The following is a 19,531-nucleotide window of genomic DNA, read 5'->3' as shown; positions in this document are numbered from 1 at the left end:
AAGGGCGTTAGCGGAGCTTTGCGCTAGCAAATGCCATTCCCCCCTACAGTTCAGAACATTTTCTCACCATTTAATAGTAGGAAAAAGCTACATTATAAATATCAAAGGAAGAATATCAAATTCGTCGAGGGTCATACAATGGGTAAGGGCGAATGCCATTCGCCCCTACATTTCATCACATTTTCTAACCATTTAATAGTAGGAAAAAGTCATACAATGGGTAAGGGCGAATGCCATTCGCCCCTACATTTCATCACATTTTCTAACCATTTAATAGTAGGAAAAAGCTACATTATAAATATCAAGCGAAGCGATTTTTATTGATAAAAACCAATACATTTTGCTATTAAATTTTAGCCAAGTTTCACATTTTATTAGGTAAAAATATCAGCTTCAGCACAACTAAATTTTAACGAAAATATCCTAGCAAATTCAAACAAAAATGACAAATTCTAACAACTATCGCACCAAAATAACTATGCCAATAAACCCAAAAAAAGGAGTAGAAAGAGCATTAACTACGACTCGAACAATCATTCTTGCTTTAACCACAACTTGTGCCTTAACTATTTGTCAACCCACAATTAATATTAATATTTGTTGGCGTTGTACCTTAGATTCTGACAATAATAGTATTCCGGGAAATCAAGTAGGAAGAATTATCGAGCAAATAGATTACACTACTGATCAATTATAGCAACCGCCAGATTGGTTAGGAAAATTAGTGCGAGCATCTTGCTCGCGTCATTTCAGTTATCAGTTATCAGTTATCAGTTATCAGTACCTCCAGTTAAAGTCAGAGGCTTGAAATATTGAACTTTATTTTTTTTATCCCCTTGAAAGGGGAGGGTTGAGACCTTATGTTTTGGTCATAAATCATCATAATTACCCGATGTCCAAACTATAGTGACGACTGCTATAATGTAGAAAAATTCTCCCATCTCCCCATCTCCCCATCTCCCTGCAAGATTATATTTAAGATTTTAGTTTGACAACTTTCGGGTATTTTGTATTATCAGAAGAGCGCACAAAATCAGCAATATTTTCTGGACCAGACTCTTGTAAATTTTTCAATAATTCCGTACTTTCTGTCAGTAACTTATCGACATCAATCTCAAAATAACTAGGTAAATAATAATTCAATTTCCTAATACCTTCCCCTAACAACATAACAGCACCACGCCAATTTTCATTACCCGCATGATAAAGTCCAACTGCTATTTGTAAAACCCCTTGATAAAAAGTACGTTCTGGTTCTCCAGCTTCCATCCATAAAGCCTCCAGAGTATCATGGCATTTATAGAATTCTTGTTGATTAAATTCAGCAATTCCTTGCCAAAACTCTTGAGGAATTTGTTCTTGTTCAGAAGTCATATCATGTCCGTTTGAATACTTACACTTAGGAGGAAAGAAGGCAGAAGGCAGAAGGCAGAAGGCAGAAGGCAGAAGGGAATATTGCTTCAAAAGGAGAAGGTTTTTTGATCGCTCTATTATAGAGAAAAGAGAAGAAGGAAGAAGGACTGAAGTGGAAAAAATTGTCCGGCAATGTTTGTGATCAGAGCAGTGGGAGCATCTTGCTCCCGTGCCTGGTCTTGCTTCCGTGAAACGGTATTCTTCCTTCTAATTTTCAACCTACATAGTCGCTCTAGTAGCTTCTAAAACTTCTTGAGTAATTGTTTGCTCTTCCCCAGCAAAGTCATTATCTGGAGTTAAAAACAACATACAATGACATTCTTTACGCTCTCGCATCGGAACACAAGGACAATTCCAATATGTAGCTTTTACTTCTGCTTCTTTATCTTCATAATGACGACATGGACATAAAGGAGCGCCCAATTCATCCTTATGTTTAGCCAACCCTTCAATTACCACTGCCGTAACGGAAGGATCTACACAAAAATAAGTATTTGTATTCTTGGCATACTTTTCAGAAAAACTTTTCATCGCCTTCAACGATTTTTCAGTGGATAGTTTGCTTTCTGTAGTTGAGTTCATAATATACGTTTGTTATGCTGTTGATATTAGATAATTCTTTAAATTTTACAGCAAAAAGCCATTTTAGGGAGAAAATATGGTAAAAAATTCTAAATCTTTTAATTTTTTTATCTGCATATAATAAAAAGTTAAATTTGTCAATACAAACATAGGTGTTAGGTCTTAGGTTTTAGGTGGTAGGTCTTAGGTATTGGGTGTTATACCAATTTTATCTTTTCTCTCATGGGTTTAATACCCCACCGTCAACGGGGGTGCTTAAAATTGCTTGGGTTTATAAGACATGAAGTGGCGTCTAGAAGACATCCTCATGCAATTTTCCCTTCTTTCTTCTTCCTTCAAACTTGAGACTAAAGTTGAAACTTTAATGGCTGAGTCGAAGACTATCCACAAGCAATTTTCCCTTCTTCCTTCTTACTTCTTCCTTCTTCCTTCAAACTTGAGACTGAAGTTGAAACTCTAATGGCTGAGTAGAACTAATTTCTAAACCAGAACGCTGAAGCTTTGATGTTTCTGTTCCTGGAGAAATAGACTCATCTAACCATAACAACCACCTACTCCCAGAAGGCAGAGAATATAAACTAACTCGGTCTTGAGTCAACCAGAGCAAAGACTTATTTGGTGGTTTTCCTAACACAAACTCTTCCCCGAACTTAACTCCAGCCAAAGTTTGCAACACCACCCTATTCCCATGTACCAACCCAGTAGCAGCAGTCCAAAGTTGGACATTTTTCAGAGAGCGGTTAGCATAAAAATACAAAGAAGCTGCTGCTGTTACCGCCGCTTCAAAATTATCCGTTTGCCAATGAGCAGCACTATCAAGACAAATAATAACTTCCTCTCCTCCCTTAGAAACCTCTAATTCTCGAACCCGCAACTCTCCATAACGAGCACTACTGCGCCAATGGATCAAACGACTAGGGTCGCCAAACCGATATGGTCGTAATGTCCGAGTTAAGCCTTCCGAAGCCATCAGATAACGACTATCCTCGTTGAGTTGACGGCTATTTTCTTGACCAAGTTCATCTATTATCGGACAATTACTCAGGGGTAAAACAGTAGGATACACAACAGCAGTAGCCTTAGCATTCCGACTACGGCGACACCAAAACAGACCAAGAGGTGCTGCACTTCTCAGTTGAAGATCGTGCCAACGATATATTCCTCTTCTTTTGGTAGGTAAATGGTAAGTCCAATGGTAAACTTCTTTGCCAGGAATGACTTCTATTGCTTGTTGAGGTGATTTTCCCAGCACAAAAGGAATTTCATCTTTGAGTTGTACTAATGCTATTGGTTGATTAGTAGAATTTTCAATTGTGAGAGCGATAGTTAAATAGTCGTTCACCGTTACAGGTTGAATGGGATGGCGACGTACTCCTATTTGACGTAGCGATCGCCCAGGCAAAACAGCACCCATTCCTAATAGTGCAAAACTCATCCCACTAATTACATATAACCATCCTGCCATAGTATTAGTGGCGGCACCAAAGAAAAATATTGATAACATTCCGAGTAACCCACCTGCATAGCTTGGTGTTACCCAGTGAGTTTCTAACCAGTCGGAAATTTTGTAGTAAATTTTCATATCCTCGAATCATAGCATGATAATAGACATGATCTGCCCAATCAGGAATCAAATTCCCTCCTAAATATATTTATTGCCTCAAAAAAACAGACAAATAATATCTTGGAAATATTTCTAATAACCTTGCTAAAATATTTGAATAACTATTCTTAAGATAGCTATATTGTGATTGCAATCTACCCAGGCAGTTTTGACCCTATTACCCTCGGTCATATAGATATTATTGAACGGGGGTGTAAGCTTTTTGAAAAGGTTATTGTGGCCGTACTGCAAAATCCTAGTAAGACTCCTTTATTTGCCATTGAGAAACGTTTAAATCAAATTCACTATTCCACACAGCATCTATCTAATGTAGAGGTAGCCAGTTTCGATGGTTTAGCGGTAAACTATGCAAAAATGCGACAGGCTAAAGTCCTAATTCGAGGTCTACGAGTTCTTTCAGATTTTGAAAAAGAACTTCAAATGGCCCATACAAATAAAACCTTATCATCTGAAATAGAGACAGTTTTTTTGGCTACCTCTAACGAATATAGCTTTTTAAGTAGTAGTGTAGTGAAGGAAATCGCCATTTTTGGTGGATCGGTAGATCATTTAGTTCCTCAGCACATTGCTATTGATATTTATAAATGTTACGACAAAATTCAGCCAATATTAAACCAGCATTAAATGGACAAAATATCGAGGGTGAACCCACCAATAACTCCCCTGGAGTCTATATCCAGCCAGAATTAAATCGACTGGAGGAAATTATTCTCGATCGCCATAGAATTCCCTTTGTAGGGTTCCTGGTTGATGAACAACTACTACTAGATTCGCTAGATATAGCGAATCTGAATTTAAAATAGCGCTGGATTGCTTCCCATAAAGATAAAATTCTAATTGAACCAAAAGTAAATGGACAAAATATTGAGAATAAACTTACCAAATAATTCAGGTTTACAGCCTCTCCTTTAAAGGAGAAAAGCGGTCGTTAGCACAACTTCCTCTAGGGTGGGATGGCGAGGTCTCCTCGCTGGCCTCCAATCGACCAAGAGAAAAGAAAAAATTTTCACGCTCCGTGTTAATCCTATCCGTTTTCACTCTCGAGGTAATTGTTAATTATTAATTGTTGAACAGTGTCTCCTTTGGGGTCGATATTCAGCAGGAACTAAATCGATTGGAGGAAATTATTCTTGATAGTCCTAGAATTCCCTTTATAGGACTAACTTTAATAAATAAAGAACAGTTACTCAATCAGTTAGATAATGTTAGGACAAAACTCAGCCAAAGCCAATATTGAACCAGAAGTAAGTGGACAAAATATCGAGGGAGAACCCGCTAGTAGCTCCCCTGGAGTTGATATTCAGCGAGAACTAAATCGCCTGGAGGAGATTATTCTCGATAGTCCCAGAATTCCTTTTGTCGGACGTACTCTGATCGATGAAGAACAGTTACTAGACCAGTTAGATATAGTACGTCTGAATTTACCAGTTGCTTTTCAGGAAGCAGAAATGATTGTTAGACATAAAGATGAGATTCTTCAAGAAGCTGAACTTTATGCTGAAGAGATTATTGAAAATGCTGAACAACGAGCTTCCCAAATTTTAAATGAAATGGGTCTTGTGCAGCAGGCAAAGGTAGAAGCAGATCAGCTCAGAAATCAAGTTCAACTTGATTGTGAAGCGATTCAACAAGCTACTATTGCTGAAATTGAACAAATTCGCTATCAAGCTCAACAGGAGTTAGAGGAAATGAAGGCTAGAGCGATCGCAGAGTGTGATGAAATTCAAAATGGTGCAGATGACTATGCTGATCGTGTTCTGGATAATATTGAACAGCAGTTAACTGATATGCTCAAGGTCATTCGCAATGGTCGTCAACAATTAGAAGGAGATGGAAATATACCAAAACCACTAAATTCTACTAATAATCTATAGGGACATAGATTCAACAATTAATAATTAATAATTATTAATTAATTATTACCTCTCCTTGAAAACAGATAGGATTAACGCGGAGCGTGAATTTTTTTTCTTTTTTCTCCTTTAAAGGAGAAACTTTTTACCTTAATTCTTCGATAAAATTTGACTACTTTTAGCAGTCAGCTTTTGAGAGGAGGATACATTACTCCTCCTAAAATTAAACGACAATCTAGGAGTCGGGGATTTAAACCCAAGTTTTTAGCGTGCTGAAAGCTGTTTGCGGGGCATTCCGGTAATGAATTGTTGGCATCCCACTAATCATTTCTATTTTTGGTATTTGAGTAGGAATGCTTAAACTAACTGGCAAAATCCGCGCAAGAGATACAAGAATTGCATCTAGAAGTACAAATCCAATGATACCTAACCAGTCAATTTTTATTTTATTTGCTCAGTGTTCATTCCTGCTTGATTTTGATTACTATAAAAAAAACTATAAATTATTTGTTATCTGGTAGCATTACGTTGTAAAGGAGTTATTCTCTGAGAGTTGGCAAAGATGCCTTCTCCTTGCATTTGATTTATTGGTGGTTTGATTTCAATTTTCACCACTTTTTCTGTAGAAATACAAACTGTTTGATCTATTAAGTGAAAAGTTATCCAAGGTTGTTGGAGTAACTGTGGTAATATAGCTTGAAACTGTTGAGAATTTATTGGTAAACTAAAGGTTTCTGAATGACCATTGATATAATAAAGTATTATCTCTGTACTGCTTTCTTGAGCATATTGCGCAAATGAACCTTTCATTGTTTTTGTTCCTCAATTTAATTGTGCAAAGACTTAGTTTTCGTTGAGACTATGACTGTTAAAGATTTTCAATAAATTTGACTCTACCGACTCCTCACTTAACTAGCTATTAGCTTTTAGCATTTCCGTTCCGGAATTCTCCGCAAACAGCTAGCCTCTTGCAGAGGAACTGCGTTAACAGCTTGTAGGGGCAGCATTCGGCAGCTTTGCGGAACGCAAATGGCCATTCGCCCATACTTGGGTTTAAATACCCGGTTTCTATAAACCGGAAGGTGCGCGGAGGGGTTTAAATCCCCTTCTAAACGTTTACTGCTGAGTGCTGACCGCTTTTTTAAACTTTTTTACCTGCAGAAACATTAATGAAATGAGCATAAATACTTGTTAAGTATCACAAATCATCAAATTCCAACCATCTTGAAAATTTATTTATTACTCATAGATATATTTAACTTTAGTAAATAAAAATCATTGCATAAATCAAAAAGTGATGATTTTAACTAGCTATCAGCTTAAGTTTAAATTCCTTTAAAAATAGCATTGATCTAGGTTTAAGTATAAATATAAGCTGTTTTATGAATACTGAATGCATCAATTGCTGTTTGCGGAGCATTCCGAACCGAAACGCTTTTTATTTAATAGTTAAAAATTAATTATGGGATTGATACTTTGATATAGATAATTAAATACTTGATGGAGTAGAAAACAGTAGAGAAAACTTTTTAGTTTCACAATTAATCTGTAAACACCATATATTTCATAATATCCTCAATTATATTACTCTCATAGTAGCCAGTAAAAAAGTTAATACTTTTTAAGTATAAAATTGATAAAATCAAAAAAAACATTAAAAATTTTTAGGAAAGCCTGACAAGTATAACAACATTTGCCTATACTCAATAAAATTGACTCTAATCTAGCCTTAGTCGCCATGATTAAACAGACTAACATCTCCCAAGCTGACACAACCATATTATCCCTAAATATTGCTCCAACTCAAATTATTCGGGGGAAAAAGGCTATGGCCAAATCAGGAGAAGCGATCGCCCATCTTGGTACTAATCCCTTGGTTGTAGGAGGTGATCGCTCCTTGGATATCATTCAACCATACCTTGGGCCTTTACTACAAAATCATCATTTAAAATTTACTCAGGCCAACTATGGGTCGGACTGTAGTGAGGCCAGTCTAGCTAATCTTCGCCAAATCGTCACAACTCAAAAAGCAGACCTGATAATTGGCATTGGTGGTGGCAAAGCTCTCGACACAGCCAAACTCTTAGCCCACCAATGTCATTTACCCATAGTCACCATTCCCACCTCAGCAGGCACTTGTGCAGCTTGGACTGCATTATCAAATGTCTACTCAGACCAAGGCGCTTTCTTGTATGATGTTAGTCTAGCTAAATGTCCAGACCTGCTAATTCTGGATTATGGTCTCATCAAAACTGGGCCTTCCCGTATCTTAGTATCTGGTATTGGGGATGCGATCGCCAAATGGTATGAAGCATCAGTTAGTAGTGGCCATTCAGAACAAACAATGACCATTGCTGCGGTCCAACAAGCAAGAGTGTTGCGAGATATTCTCTTCCAAAAATCAACAGTAGCTTTACAAGAACCTGGTGGAGAAACGTGGCAAGAAGTTGTTGATGCTACAGTCTTATTAGCAGGTTTAATTGGAGGTATTGGTGGTGCTCAATGTCGGACTGTGGCGGCTCATGCTGTTCATAATGGCCTAACTCATTTGTCAGCAAGTCATGGTACATTACATGGAGAAAAAGTTGCTTATGGTATATTAGTCCAACTAAGGTTGGAGGAAATGCTACAAGGCAACCAACTAGCTATGACTGCCAGACAACAACTGTTAAAATTCTACGATGAGATTGGTTTACCAAAAACCTTGGGTGAGTTAGGGTTAGGAGAAATCACTTTATCTGAATTATGGCGTGCTGCTGAAGTTGCTTGTCATGAAAATTCTGATATTCATCGCTTACCATTTAGGGTAATTCCTGAGCAATTGGTAGCAGCAATGGTTTCAACAACAGTCCCACAGGAGTCACAGAAACAAAATTTAGGAATTGAAACTTATGTAGATACTACACCTAATTTCTGAAGATTGAAATCTGATGTTTTGAAAAAAATAGTTTATTAGGTAGTCTGACTTTTACCTACCTTATTTCTTGCTTCAACTTGTAATAAATATGGATTGGATTAATCCCGCAAACAGGGTACAAGCACTACCACCTTATGTTTTTGCCCGTTTAGATGAACTAAAAGCTCGTGCCCGCGAACAAGGGCTAGATTTAATTGACTTGGGAATGGGAAACCCTGATGGGGCAACTCCTCAACCTGTGGTGGAGGCCGCCATCGCTGCTATACAAGAAGTACCTAACCATGGTTATCCCCCCTTTGAAGGTACTGCTAGTTTCAGGAAAGCAATTACTAATTGGTATTTCCGTCGTTATAATGTAAAACTTGACCCAGAGGGTGAAGCTTTACCACTGTTGGGTTCTAAGGAAGGTTTGACTCACTTGGCTTTGGCTTATGTGAATCCAGGAGATTTAGTTTTAGCCCCTAATCCTGCATATCCGGCCCATTTTCGTGGCCCTTTAATTGCTGGAGGTAAGATTCATAGCATTTTACTGAAACCAGAAAATGATTGGATTATTGATTTAGGGGATATTCCCGATAGTGTTGCAGAGCAAGCAAAGATTCTCTATTTTAATTATCCTAGTAATCCTACTGGTGCTACTGCCCCACGAGAATTTTTCCAGGATATTGTCGCTTTTGCTAAAAAGTATGAAATTATGCTGGTTCACGACTTATGTTATGCTGAGTTAGCTTTTGATGGTTATCAGCCTACAAGTTTATTGGAGATTCCTGGGGGAAAAGATATTGGTGTTGAGTTTCACACTATGTCTAAGACTTATAATATGGCTGGTTGGCGAGTAGGTTTTGTGGTTGGTAATTCTCGGATAATTCAAGGGTTACGCACTTTGAAGACTAATTTAGATTATGGGTTGTTTGCCGCTCTACAGTCCGCGGCTGAAACTGGTTTACAGTTACCGGATGAATTTTTACATCAGGTTCAAGAGCGTTATCGGCAACGTCGAGATTTTCTGATTCAAGGTTTAGGAAGGTTGGGTTGGAATGTGCGGAAAACTCTGGCAACTATGTATTTATGGGTTCCTTGTCCACCAGGAGTAGGATCTACTGATTTTGCTTTGTCCGTATTACAAAAAACTGGGGTTGTGCTGACTCCAGGAAATGCTTTTGGTAGTGGAGGAGAGGGCTATGTTAGGGTTAGTTTAATTGCTGAATGTGAACGTTTGGGTGAAGCATTAAGTCGGTTTCAGCAGGCAGGCATTTCCTATCATTGAAGTAGCCAAATTCTATATGAAGAAAGACTCTAGCATCATTAGCTAAGTCTTCGATCTTTATTATTATTTTCTCTGGATTTCTGAATACTTACAAGCAAGTGCAACTCAAAACTTTGACACTATGCTTTCTACTTCATCTCAACGTTGGTTGGAGACCCGCGCTCTCCCGATAGGGGAGCGTCGGGAGGAAAGCCAATCAATCTTGCGGTTTTACACACAATATATTACTATACAAAGACTAAGAAAGTTTTAATTACTACTAGATGGTTGAAAAAGCGTACAAATTTAGGTTTTACCCTACTCCAGAACAGGAGAATCTGTTAAGGAGAACTATCGGCTGTGTACGTTTAGTCTACAACAAAGCTTTAGATGCTAGAACTCAAGCATGGCATGAAAACAAACAGCGAGTCAGTTACAAGCAAACTTCAGCTATGCTTACTTCTTGGAAAAAGCAGGAGGATTTAGATTTCCTGGCACAAGTAAGCTGTGTACCCTTACAGCAAGGTTTGAGACATCTACAATCTGCTTTTACTAACTTTTTTAGTGGCCGTGCTAAATACCCTAAATTCAAGAAAAAACGTAATGGTGGTAGTGCTGAATTTACCAAATCATCATTTAGATGGAAAGATGGTCAAGTCTATCTGGCTAAATGTTGTGAACCATTAGCTATAAGATGGAGTAGACAACTACCACCAGGCCCGGTACCAAGCACAATTACAGTGAGACTAAGCCCTTCTGGTAGGTGGTCAGTATCTTTGAGAGTTAATGAAACCAGAGACTTGAGACTCAAACCGATAAAGAAACAGATAGGTATTGATTTAGGAATCACCAATCTATTAACTACCAGCGATGGGGAAAAAGTAGCTAACCCAAAGAATCTGAACAAACTACACAAAAAACTAAGGTTAGCCCAGAAATCCCTAGATAGAAAACCCGACCCCAAGTCTAATAACTATCACAAAGCCAGACTAAAAGTAGCTAGGATACACACAAAAATCAAAGATTCAAGACTTGACTATACCCACAAACTGACAACCCAACTCATCAGAGAAAACCAAACGATAGTAGTTGAGGACTTGGCAGTAAAAAATATGGTCAAGAACCACAAATTAGCAAAAGCAATATCAGATGCTAATTGGGGAGAATTAGTCAGGCAACTAGAGTACAAAGCTGAGTGGTATGGTCGTGAATTAATCAAAATTGACCGATATTTTCCTAGTTCTAAACGTTGTTCTAATTGCGGTCATGTAGTTGAAAAACTACCTCTAAATATTAGAGAGTGGGATTGTCCAAAGTGTGGTAGTCGCCATGACAGAGATATAAATGCAAGTATAAATATTTTGCGGATGGGAACCCGCGTCGGCGAAAGACGCAAGGGAACGCCCACCAAGAAGGCTGCGGGACTCGCAGTGTCAGTCTGTGGAGCGACTGTAAGACCTTCCGGGAGCAAATCCTCGAAGGCGAGTGCTATGAAACAGAAAGCCCCTAATAGCAATGGTAGGGAATCCCGCGCTGTCTCGTAAGAGCAGCGTCGGGAGGATGTCAATGAAGGTATTTAGTTTTATATCATGTCCGGATAATTAGTGATAAAAAAAACCATTACCCTCGGAATCTTTATTTCCCTTCTGCCTTCAGCATAGCTGTCCTCTGTCTTCCTTGTCCCAAAGTGTAAGTATTCAACTGGACATGATATTATTACGAGTCTACAGATTTTTTACTTCAACTTTAGAATCTGCTTTCAGATATCCGTTCTTAGAAACCTACGATAATCTATAGAAACATAAGATGATCTGTTCTATTCCTGCTTCACTCTGGCAGTGTCGTCACTCACCAGTCCACAAGCTGTCACGGACGTTTGCTTTTGCTTTGCAAAACTGGCGTAACGCAACGCTGGCGCGAAACGCGTTAGTGGAGCGTAGCTCTCACTGCCCGCCATAGCTAAATTTAATGCTGCATTTCCGTTTGTCATGCTTCCCTACGGTATGCTACGCAAATGCAAACAAGTCTTGAGCGCAGCTATAGTTGCAGTGTCAGCAATTTGATTACGCGCTCTGATCAAGATAGAGATTCAGTTCCACACCTAGAGCAAGTTTTAGAACTAGGAAACCATCTATCAATAATGGTTAACGCGAGAGCCGTACAGTTGACATTTGTACTCTAGCTGTCTACGAAACTCATAAAAAACCACAGACTAGGGCAGCTTTCGCTAGCTTATGGTTGGCCATCATTCCTGATGCATTCAGGTCTTCACCCACCCCTCTTGATCCCCTCCCGGGAGGGGATGCGGGTGGGTTATGGTTAAGAGCCAAATAAGTAGTTACTTTATGCAATGTATCTTTACGAATGTTAGCTATTCTACTGTATAGTCTAGCTATTTTTAGCTGTGCTTTTTTCCAGTTAGAACGAAAACTTGGCTTTCTGCCTGTTAAGGTATTGCAGTCGTGATAGTAATTATTCTAACTTTTTTTCGATTTCGCACCATCAAACACTTCGCAATAGTGATAATGTTGCGAAGGTTTTTACTCCTAAATCTACACCAACTACATCTACTGACTTCTCACTTATTATGGTTGCTGTTTCTCAGGGCGAAACTAATAAACCATCTACCTGCGTTTCTGCTAATAGTTACAGATGACAGATTAACATTATCTGGCAATACTTCTCAGTCTTAAATCCTAGTATCATCAAACAGATAATTAGAGATTATCATAGATTATACCAGATTATGGGCAACAGTTACTAGCCCTTTGGTATGGTCTGTTTTTTGTAATACATTTATGCCTACACCAAATACATTAGACATCTCCAGAAATTAAATATTCCTATTCGAGCAACCCTTGTAGAGAGGTTATATACAGTCCGTTTAATTAATTACCATTCAAATAACCTCTGCTATCGCTCTAGATCGAGTTTTCCTATTCTCCCCGACCTTGCCCCCTGTTTTAGTCCTCAAGGTTTCTACATTCTCAGGAGTTACGCAAATTGACCTTGAAAGCACCATCTGTAGGGGCTAATGGCATTCGCACTCTTTACTCTTTAGGGGCGAATGCCATTTGCGTTCAGCAAAGCTCCGAATGGCACACTGGCCATAAGTAGAGTCCTTGCGTAAGTCCTGATTCTTTTTCACGCCTATGTCTATTTGATGCGGGCATTCTCGCAACATTTTTGATAAGTTAGTATCTGCTACCAGATAACTTACGATTATCACCACCATAGCGACTACCACCCTTATTTTCTCGCGGCTTGGCCTTATTGACTCTCATGTCACGACCCATCCAAGTTGCACCATCCAAAGCTTCAATTGCTTTTTCTTCATCCTCCTCTTTTTCCATTTCCACAAAGCCAAAGCCACGCATCCGACCTGTTTCACGGTCTACAGGTAAGTGAACTCTTTTCACCTCTCCATATTCAGTAAATACATTATTTAAGTCCTCTGATGTGACATCGTAGGATAAATTACCCACATATATTGACATAGACTGTCTCCCAAATCAGTTAAAAATTTAAAAAAATAGAACTCGGAGACAAGTCTGTAAAGAAAAACTGGAAAACGCCCATCGAACTTAAACAGATCCTCGAAACCGATAACATATTCTATTATATCACAAGCTCAATTTAGCAGTAGCAAAAAAAAGTAAATTTTTACTCAAAATAGATTTGTATTCTTAATAGCTGAGAATCAAGCAGGTTTTTCTATTATACTTTTTTCGCCTTACTACAAATCAAAGATATTACATCTAAAAGTCAAATTAAAATTTGATAATTTTTAAGCAGACTCATGGTGTTTATGCCAAGTTGGATGCCATAACAATTCAGCAGTAGATCGTTTTTCTACCATTTCTTCAGTGATAATGCAACGGGTGACATCTTTACGGGATGGTAACTCATACATTACCTCTAACATTAACTCTTCTAAAATACCTCGCAATGCTCTAGCTCCTGTTTTGCGTCTATATGCTTCTTTAGCGATCGCCCTGAGAGCTTCTTTCTGGAATTCCAGCTTAACATTATCCATCTTTAATAATTTTTGATACTGTTTAACTAAAGCATTTTGTGGTTCAGTTAATATTTTCATTAATGCCGTTTCATCTAATGGGTCAATTACTGTTAATACTGGCATTCGTCCGATAAATTCTGGAATCAAACCAAACTTAACTAAGTCATCTGGTTCTGCACTTTTTAGTACATTAATATTACGTTTTTCTTTTGATTGTAAAGTTATATTATCTTGATTAATCTCTTCGGCCTGAATAAAGCCCAATGATTTTTTCCCCTGTCGTTGTTCTACTATTTTCTCTAATCCGACAAAAGCACCACCACAAATAAACAAAATTGAATTGGTATCAAGCTGAATAAAATCTTGATAGGGATGTTTACGGCCTCCTTGTGGCGGGACATTAACTATTGTCCCCTCCAAGATTTTTAATAGAGCTTGTTGTACTCCTTCTCCAGATACATCTCTTGTAATAGAAGTATTTTCACCTTTACGAGCAATTTTATCTATTTCGTCTATATATATTATTCCTCTCTGAGCAGTTTCTATATCAAAGTCTGCTACTTGCAATAATCTTAACAAAACATTTTCTACATCATCCCCTACATAACCAGCTTCGGTCAGGGTTGTTGCATCTGCTACAGCAAATGGTACATCTAGTAATTCTGCTAGAGTTTGAGCTAACAGAGTCTTTCCACAACCAGTTGGGCCAATTAATAGGATATTAGATTTTTGTAATTCCACATCAGGGTCAACGTTGTTGTCGGAATTATTCTTTGTTTGACAACTCAGACGTTTGTAGTGATTATATACTGCTACTGACAATACTTTTTTTGCCTGCTGTTGTCCAATTACATGATGATCTAAGTATTGATTAATTTCTGTAGGTTTCGGAACTGCTTCTAAGGTAGTTTTGCTCTTACCTGAATGGTGATTATTCGCTAATTGAGGTTCCATTCTGCTAGCTGAAGTATCATCTTTTCTAGAGTTAAAAATTTCTTCTTCTAATATTTCGTTACAGATATCTACACATTCATCGCAAATATAGACCCCAGGACCTGCTATTAACTTACGGACTTGGTCTTGGGACTTGCCACAAAATGAGCATTTAAGATGGGAATCGTATCTGGACATACTTGTTTTCTTCCTTGATGATGGGGGTCTTTTTTTCTGAGGAGTTCAAAAGCTGTTATTTGATATTAATGATTGAAAAATCCAGCTTATGAGTCATATTTAAGTCTGAATTTCACAACTTCTCAACTCTAATTATATATATTTTTAAGCATTTTTATTTGCAAATAAGATAATTGAAATAATTTACTATTAGATTTATATATTCAGAACGTTTAACAAGTATAAGTATCTGGCCTGATTATTTTAAACTCAAAAAATAAAAATCAGCTCAATCTGAATCATTACAATTGTAGGTTGGGATTATAGTTATATTATATCCACAATTTATTAGCTTTTTGCATAATCTAGATTTAGATACTGACTAACTATTTTGAAAAGATGTATTAAGCAGAAAATGTTTAAAAATTTATAAAAATAAAAAATATTTTGATCGAGAAGAGAAATATTGTGATATAGTCTGTGAACTATGTTGGTTCTAGCGAGGGTCAGTCGTTAGAAGTAAGAGGGAAAGTTTGGTGTAAATCCAACGCTGTCCCGCAACTGTGAAATGAATTTAGTAAAATCTAAAATTTCATTCAGCCAGAATGCCCACCAACATTAATTAAGAAAAATAATCAATACATCTGCGAGGTACGGATGAAAGACAAACATGACAAACCCACAAAAAGTAGGGTTGGTTATCAATTGCATAGAGTAAGAGAAATTGTAGCACTGGCAATTTTAATTTTTTTTAGCACAATAGAATCGGCAATAGCTCATCATCCAATGGGTGGAAAAACACCAAGTAATTTGTGGGAAGGTTTCCTATCTGGTGTCGGACATCCAGTCATTGGAATAGATCATCTGGCTTTTGTAGTTGCAATTGGATTAATTGCAGTAGGAATCCCCAATGGTATATCAATAATAGCATCTTTTCTCGCTACAGTAATATTAGGAACAGGTATCCATCTTCTAAGTATTGATTTACCTTTAACAGAAATAGCGATCGCTCTATCAGTAGTTGCTTTTGGTACTATGCTAGTTCTCAAACAGAAGCTAAGTGTCCAATTATTAAGTATCTTTGCAGCTATTGCTGGTATATTTCACGGTTATGCTTATGGAGAGGCAATTATTGGTGCAGAAATGACACCTTTATTTGCATATTTGTTAGGCTTTACACTGGTTCAGTTGTTAATAGCATTATTGGTAATGAAATCTGCTGAATTAGTCAGTAATTATTGGGAAAATAAATTCTTTCTTGTAATGCGCTTCCTAGGTTTGGCAATAGGTGCCATTGGAATGGTATTTTTCACCAGCGCCATATTTAGTTAATAGTTAATAGCACAATTAAATTCCTGTAAATTATCAAAAAAACAGAATGTCTACCCCACAAATACTATTTGTTTGTACGACTTGTGCGAGTGTTTGGAAAGATGGGAAACGACAAGGTATTAGTGGAGGAGAAAAACTACTAGATCGACTTTCCCAACAATATAAAAATTGGCAGTTACGTGATAGGTTTTCTATCCAACCAATAGAATGTATGAGTGCTTGTAGCCATTCTTGTGCTATTTCTTTTGCTGCTCCTGGTAAGCATACTTATGTATTTGGAGATTTACCATCTCAAACAGAAATATTGTCAGAAGTATCAGCAGCAGTATTAGAATGTGCGAGTCTCTATGATGCTAAATCTGATGGATTATTATCTTGGTCGGAAAGACCTGAGCAGTTAAAAAAAGGTGTTTTAGCAAGAATTCCACCATTAATTTATGGAGAGAATTAAGCAAAATTAATGGTTGAATAAATACGGATAATTTTCAATGTTAATTGTGTTTCTTCTATCGCCCCTTACTATAACTTTAGTAGTTCCTATTTTTGTTAATTAAATGTAGTTATAGGATTTACATTTCCAATGTAAATAATAAATTTAATTATCTAGAAAACAGGGGAAAGCAATATTAGAGGGCAGGTTTTTAGAACTCATCGCGCTTAAGTAAAAGCTTTCGGTTAAACCCGTGCCGACAATTTTTTTTACGTTTAATTAAACCTACCTACTTAAACTCTAATTGCAGGGAACAAGTAATACCAATTTGATAAATGTTTGCTACATTTTCGCATTGCGGGGGGGTAAGGGAGAATTCATTAATTGATAATGGATAATTGATAATTGATAATTACCTCGGGTTTTAACCGTTACGGAATTGAATATCAGGAGATATTATTTCTTTTCTCTTGGTCGATTGGATATGGCGAGGAGACCCGCTCTGATCAGAGTCGCTCCGAAGATCGCCATCCCACCCTACGGGAAGCTACGCTTTTTCCTGACGGAATGCTCCGCAAACATGTCGCGTAGCGTTAACGAAGTTGTGCGCCAGCAAAACGACCGCTTTTTCCCCGATCAAGGGTCGGCTTCAAGGCGCGAATTATTTAATTATTAATTATTAATTATTAATAATTCGGTAAAGATAAGAATAATTAGGGTTTGCTTATGGAAAGTATGCATGGTAGGGGTAGGAGTCAGGAGTCAGGAGTCAGGAGAATTATAGAGGAGGTAGTCGGAAAAATTGTAAGAGTGATTTTTCTGCCATAATCGTCCCAAAATACTAGCTTTATGCAGCTCTCTGCGCTGAAAAACTGACACTTTTTTAGACAAAAAAATGCTACAACCTTTATCTGTTAATGCTTTGATATTTAATCAGCAAGCCCTAATTAACAATAACTAGGGTGCTAATTATCAAAAAAGTTCCATGGGTCTGTGTTAATTACTTAATATATTGAAGTACCACTTAAGGTAACCATTCTTTTTTCAAATTTGTATAACAGCTCCAGAAAGCAAAAATGGGAAAAATATTTCCCCTTATTTTATTTATCATTACTCTATTTCCTAAGCAACTCAATATTTGCTTTTGCTATAGATAAGGGAAAACATCCAAGTTCATAAAATATTCATAGTAGTCAAAGGAAAGGTTTAGGAGATATCAAAAGCTTAAAATTCAGACAACATAAGATTTTTCGATCCTACCTTCTTAATTCTTCCTTCTTACTTCTGCTATACCTAATAAATCTAAGTAATTTTGTGCTTAGTTTTATTTATTCTAATTTTTGACTCCTGGATTTTTCCTTATTCTCAATTTTTAATTTGTCAAAAAAATCATCAAGGAACAGTATTAAAATTTATGAGTGCAAAAATTCCTGTCACTGTAATTACAGGCTTTCTCGGCAGTGGAAAAACTACCACAATTCGCCATTTATTACAAAATAATCAAGGTCGTCGTATTGCAGTTTTAGTTAATGAATTTGGAGAAGTTGGCATAGATGGAGAACTTCTACGTTCCTGTCAAGTTTGTGATGAAGAAGATGCCACTAATAACATTGTTGAACTAACAAATGGTTGTCTTTGTTGTACAGTGCAAGAAGAATTTTTTCCTACTATGCAGCAACTCTTAAAGCGTCGAGAAAAAATTGATAGTATTTTAATAGAAACCTCTGGGTTAGCATTACCTAAACCTTTAGTACAAGCATTTCGTTGGCCGGAAATTAAGACTTCTGCAACTGTAGATGGAGTTGTTACTGTTGTTGATTGTGAAGCAGTAGCAAATGGTACTTTAGTAGGAGATATTGATGCTTTGGAAGCTCAACGTCAAGCTGACCCAAATTTAGACCATGAAACACCAATTGAGGAATTATTTGAAGACCAGTTAGCTTGTGCCGATCTAGTTTTATTAACTAAGGTTGATATGGTTGATGAAGCTACTTTAAATAAAGTACAAAATTGGTTAAAGGAACAGTTGCCTAAAACTGTAAAAATAGTTCCTTGTATAGGGGGAGAAATTAGTCCGGATGTATTGTTAGGATTTAATGCAGCAGTTGAAGATGATTTAGATGCTCGCCCTAGTCACCATGATACGGAGGAAGACCACGAACATGATGATGAAATTAATTCTGTTCATTTAATTTTAGAGCAAGAGTTTGAACCAAAAGAGTTAGTAGAAAAGTTGAAAAGGTTAGCGATAAATGATGAAATTTATCGAATTAAAGGTTTTGTTGCGGTGCCAAATAAACCAATGCGTTTAGTTTTACAGGGAGTTGGTTCGCGCTTTGATTATTTCTATGACCGTCAGTGGCAAAAAGAGGAAGTTAAACAGACTAAGTTAGTATTTATTGGTCGTGATTTGCAACTAAAAAAAATTCAGTCTGAGTTGGTTGACATACTCTCCAACTTAAAGGCGCGGAGATTCTCCTGAAACCCGGATTCTTGGTTTGCTGACGCAAGGCTACGCTAACAAAGAGTCCACTTCAATCAAATACTTTGCGGAATCTAATCCAGAGATGGTTCTCACGCCTGCGCTTTTGCTCTATTTCAAGATCCTGTTACAGTATGTCCTACGGTACAGTTTAAACCTAAAAAAAAACTTTGGTTCTCTGGTACTTGTTGCTTAGAGCTTTTCCATGTACAAGCATTACTGTACAAAACTCCATAACTCTTCTCTTGGTCAGCATTCCCTTGCGCCTGACGGCGACGCGGGGTCTGACCGCAGTTTTCAAGGTGCAAACGCTACAATTTACGTAGCTATAGGTTTTTAGAACGGTTGAATACCTTTCCGCTTTTTTTATGTATAGCACAAAGTCCCCCCTTTTAGAGCAGGGCTGTTTCAAAGTCTCATAAGTTAATGATTTAGGGAGAATGAGAGAAATGAGGATCGCGGAATAGGGAAATTTAGCAAAATTTGCCAAAATTTGCTGATTTTTTTCAGTGTTGGAGTATCCG

16 protein-coding genes, 1 pseudogene and 1 riboswitch are annotated in these 19,531 nt (G+C 37.4%); of the genes and pseudogenes, 10 read left to right on the top strand and 7 right to left on the bottom strand.

What is annotated here, in order from left to right:
• Window positions 1-442: 442 nt before the first annotated feature.
• Window positions 443-697, top strand: a complete 255-nt coding sequence (locus F6K15_RS04405; protein WP_293057553.1) for a hypothetical protein — start codon at window positions 443-445, stop codon at window positions 695-697.
• 278 nt (window positions 698-975) lie between these two features.
• Here F6K15_RS04405 and F6K15_RS04400 read toward each other — a convergent pair whose 3' ends face one another.
• The 3 genes from F6K15_RS04400 to F6K15_RS04390 all read right to left on the bottom strand — a co-directional run bounded on the left by F6K15_RS04400 (window position 976) and on the right by F6K15_RS04390 (window position 3,577).
• Window positions 976-1,374: a DUF309 domain-containing protein gene (locus F6K15_RS04400; protein ID WP_293057550.1), complete on the bottom strand. Its 399-nt coding sequence runs from the start codon at window positions 1,372-1,374 to the stop codon at window positions 976-978.
• Between the two features lie 258 nt (window positions 1,375-1,632).
• Window positions 1,633-1,995: a ferredoxin thioredoxin reductase catalytic beta subunit gene (locus tag F6K15_RS04395; RefSeq protein WP_287517789.1), complete on the bottom strand. Its 363-nt coding sequence runs from the start codon at window positions 1,993-1,995 to the stop codon at window positions 1,633-1,635.
• Window positions 1,996-2,425: 430 nt separating this feature from the next.
• A complete protein-coding gene (locus F6K15_RS04390) occupies window positions 2,426-3,577 on the bottom strand; it encodes a DUF58 domain-containing protein (protein WP_293057542.1) in 1,152 nt (383 codons plus the stop codon).
• Between the two features lie 165 nt (window positions 3,578-3,742).
• Between F6K15_RS04390 and coaD the strand changes: the two genes are divergently transcribed.
• The 3 genes from coaD (at window position 3,743) to F6K15_RS04375 (ending at window position 5,493) form a co-directional block, all read left to right on the top strand.
• Entirely contained in the window at window positions 3,743-4,243 is a 501-nt protein-coding gene (coaD, locus tag F6K15_RS04385; protein WP_293057539.1) for a pantetheine-phosphate adenylyltransferase, read from the top strand.
• Entirely contained in the window at window positions 4,204-4,422 is a 219-nt protein-coding gene (locus tag F6K15_RS04380; RefSeq protein ID WP_293057536.1) for a hypothetical protein, read from the top strand. The genes coaD and F6K15_RS04380 overlap by 40 nt, the downstream gene beginning before the upstream one ends.
• 399 nt (window positions 4,423-4,821) lie before the next feature.
• Complete coding sequence (locus tag F6K15_RS04375; RefSeq protein WP_293057533.1) at window positions 4,822-5,493, top strand: DivIVA domain-containing protein; 672 nt, start codon at window positions 4,822-4,824, stop codon at window positions 5,491-5,493.
• 489 nt (window positions 5,494-5,982) lie between these two features.
• Here the strand turns inward: F6K15_RS04375 and F6K15_RS04370 are convergent, their stop codons facing one another.
• Entirely contained in the window at window positions 5,983-6,282 is a 300-nt protein-coding gene (locus F6K15_RS04370) for a hypothetical protein (protein ID WP_293057530.1), read from the bottom strand.
• Window positions 6,283-7,210: 928 nt separating this feature from the next.
• On the opposite strand from F6K15_RS04370, the gene F6K15_RS04365 reads away from it, so the two are divergent.
• The 3 genes from F6K15_RS04365 (at window position 7,211) to F6K15_RS04355 (ending at window position 11,179) form a co-directional block, all read left to right on the top strand.
• The gene (locus F6K15_RS04365; protein WP_293058197.1) at window positions 7,211-8,389 is read left to right on the top strand and encodes an iron-containing alcohol dehydrogenase family protein; all 1,179 of its coding nucleotides are present in this window, start codon (window positions 7,211-7,213) and stop codon (window positions 8,387-8,389) included.
• A gap of 82 nt (window positions 8,390-8,471) precedes the next feature.
• Window positions 8,472-9,656: an aspartate aminotransferase gene (locus F6K15_RS04360; RefSeq protein ID WP_293058194.1), complete on the top strand. Its 1,185-nt coding sequence runs from the start codon at window positions 8,472-8,474 to the stop codon at window positions 9,654-9,656.
• Between the two features lie 263 nt (window positions 9,657-9,919).
• The gene (locus F6K15_RS04355) at window positions 9,920-11,179 is read left to right on the top strand and encodes an RNA-guided endonuclease TnpB family protein (RefSeq protein WP_293057527.1); all 1,260 of its coding nucleotides are present in this window, start codon (window positions 9,920-9,922) and stop codon (window positions 11,177-11,179) included.
• 651 nt (window positions 11,180-11,830) lie between these two features.
• Here the strand turns inward: F6K15_RS04355 and F6K15_RS04350 are convergent.
• From F6K15_RS04350 to clpX, 3 genes and pseudogenes are all read right to left on the bottom strand, one after another.
• Window positions 11,831-12,046, bottom strand: a pseudogene (locus F6K15_RS04350) (hypothetical protein); the annotation flags it as partial.
• Window positions 12,047-12,829: 783 nt separating this feature from the next.
• On the bottom strand, window positions 12,830-13,132 hold the full coding sequence (locus tag F6K15_RS04345) for an RNA-binding protein (protein ID WP_293057525.1): 303 nt from the start codon (window positions 13,130-13,132) through the stop codon (window positions 12,830-12,832).
• 290 nt (window positions 13,133-13,422) lie between these two features.
• Window positions 13,423-14,784, bottom strand: a complete 1,362-nt coding sequence (gene clpX / locus F6K15_RS04340) for an ATP-dependent protease ATP-binding subunit ClpX (RefSeq protein ID WP_293057522.1) — start codon at window positions 14,782-14,784, stop codon at window positions 13,423-13,425.
• A 453-nt stretch (window positions 14,785-15,237) separates the two neighbouring features.
• A riboswitch (cobalamin riboswitch) is annotated at window positions 15,238-15,395 on the top strand.
• Window positions 15,396-15,420: 25 nt separating this feature from the next.
• Here clpX and F6K15_RS04335 point away from each other — a divergent pair.
• The 3 genes from F6K15_RS04335 to cobW all read left to right on the top strand — a co-directional run bounded on the left by F6K15_RS04335 (window position 15,421) and on the right by cobW (window position 19,007).
• Complete coding sequence (locus tag F6K15_RS04335; protein WP_293057519.1) at window positions 15,421-16,095, top strand: HupE/UreJ family protein; 675 nt, start codon at window positions 15,421-15,423, stop codon at window positions 16,093-16,095.
• Between the two features lie 46 nt (window positions 16,096-16,141).
• Window positions 16,142-16,546, top strand: a complete 405-nt coding sequence (locus F6K15_RS04330; protein ID WP_293057516.1) for a DUF1636 domain-containing protein — start codon at window positions 16,142-16,144, stop codon at window positions 16,544-16,546.
• A 1,393-nt stretch (window positions 16,547-17,939) separates the two neighbouring features.
• Window positions 17,940-19,007: a cobalamin biosynthesis protein CobW gene (gene cobW, locus F6K15_RS04325; protein WP_293058191.1), complete on the top strand. Its 1,068-nt coding sequence runs from the start codon at window positions 17,940-17,942 to the stop codon at window positions 19,005-19,007.
• Window positions 19,008-19,531: the final 524 nt, after the last annotated feature.

The organism is Okeania sp. SIO2B3, assembly GCF_010672525.1.
GTDB lineage: Bacteria > Cyanobacteriota > Cyanobacteriia > Cyanobacteriales > Microcoleaceae > Okeania.
This window is presented reverse-complemented; position numbering and strand designations above follow the sequence as displayed.

Excerpts from the sequence above, each read along its gene's own strand:
- clpX (WP_293057522.1), bottom strand. The coding sequence starts at position 14,784 with ATGTCCAGATACGATTCCCATCTTAAATGCTCATTTTGTGGCAAGTCC.
- F6K15_RS04380 (WP_293057536.1), top strand. The coding sequence starts at position 4,204 with ATGTTACGACAAAATTCAGCCAATATTAAACCAGCATTAAATGGACAA.
- F6K15_RS04400 (WP_293057550.1), bottom strand. The coding sequence starts at position 1,374 with ATGACTTCTGAACAAGAACAAATTCCTCAAGAGTTTTGGCAAGGAATT.
- F6K15_RS04330 (WP_293057516.1), top strand. The coding sequence starts at position 16,142 with ATGTCTACCCCACAAATACTATTTGTTTGTACGACTTGTGCGAGTGTT.
- cobW (WP_293058191.1), top strand. The coding sequence starts at position 17,940 with ATGAGTGCAAAAATTCCTGTCACTGTAATTACAGGCTTTCTCGGCAGT.
- F6K15_RS04355 (WP_293057527.1), top strand. The coding sequence starts at position 9,920 with ATGGTTGAAAAAGCGTACAAATTTAGGTTTTACCCTACTCCAGAACAG.
- F6K15_RS04375 (WP_293057533.1), top strand. The coding sequence starts at position 4,822 with ATGTTAGGACAAAACTCAGCCAAAGCCAATATTGAACCAGAAGTAAGT.
- F6K15_RS04365 (WP_293058197.1), top strand. The coding sequence starts at position 7,211 with ATGATTAAACAGACTAACATCTCCCAAGCTGACACAACCATATTATCC.
- F6K15_RS04395 (WP_287517789.1), bottom strand. The coding sequence starts at position 1,995 with ATGAACTCAACTACAGAAAGCAAACTATCCACTGAAAAATCGTTGAAG.
- F6K15_RS04370 (WP_293057530.1), bottom strand. The coding sequence starts at position 6,282 with ATGAAAGGTTCATTTGCGCAATATGCTCAAGAAAGCAGTACAGAGATA.
- F6K15_RS04390 (WP_293057542.1), bottom strand. The coding sequence starts at position 3,577 with ATGAAAATTTACTACAAAATTTCCGACTGGTTAGAAACTCACTGGGTA.
- F6K15_RS04345 (WP_293057525.1), bottom strand. The coding sequence starts at position 13,132 with ATGTCAATATATGTGGGTAATTTATCCTACGATGTCACATCAGAGGAC.
- F6K15_RS04335 (WP_293057519.1), top strand. The coding sequence starts at position 15,421 with ATGAAAGACAAACATGACAAACCCACAAAAAGTAGGGTTGGTTATCAA.
- F6K15_RS04405 (WP_293057553.1), top strand. The coding sequence starts at position 443 with ATGACAAATTCTAACAACTATCGCACCAAAATAACTATGCCAATAAAC.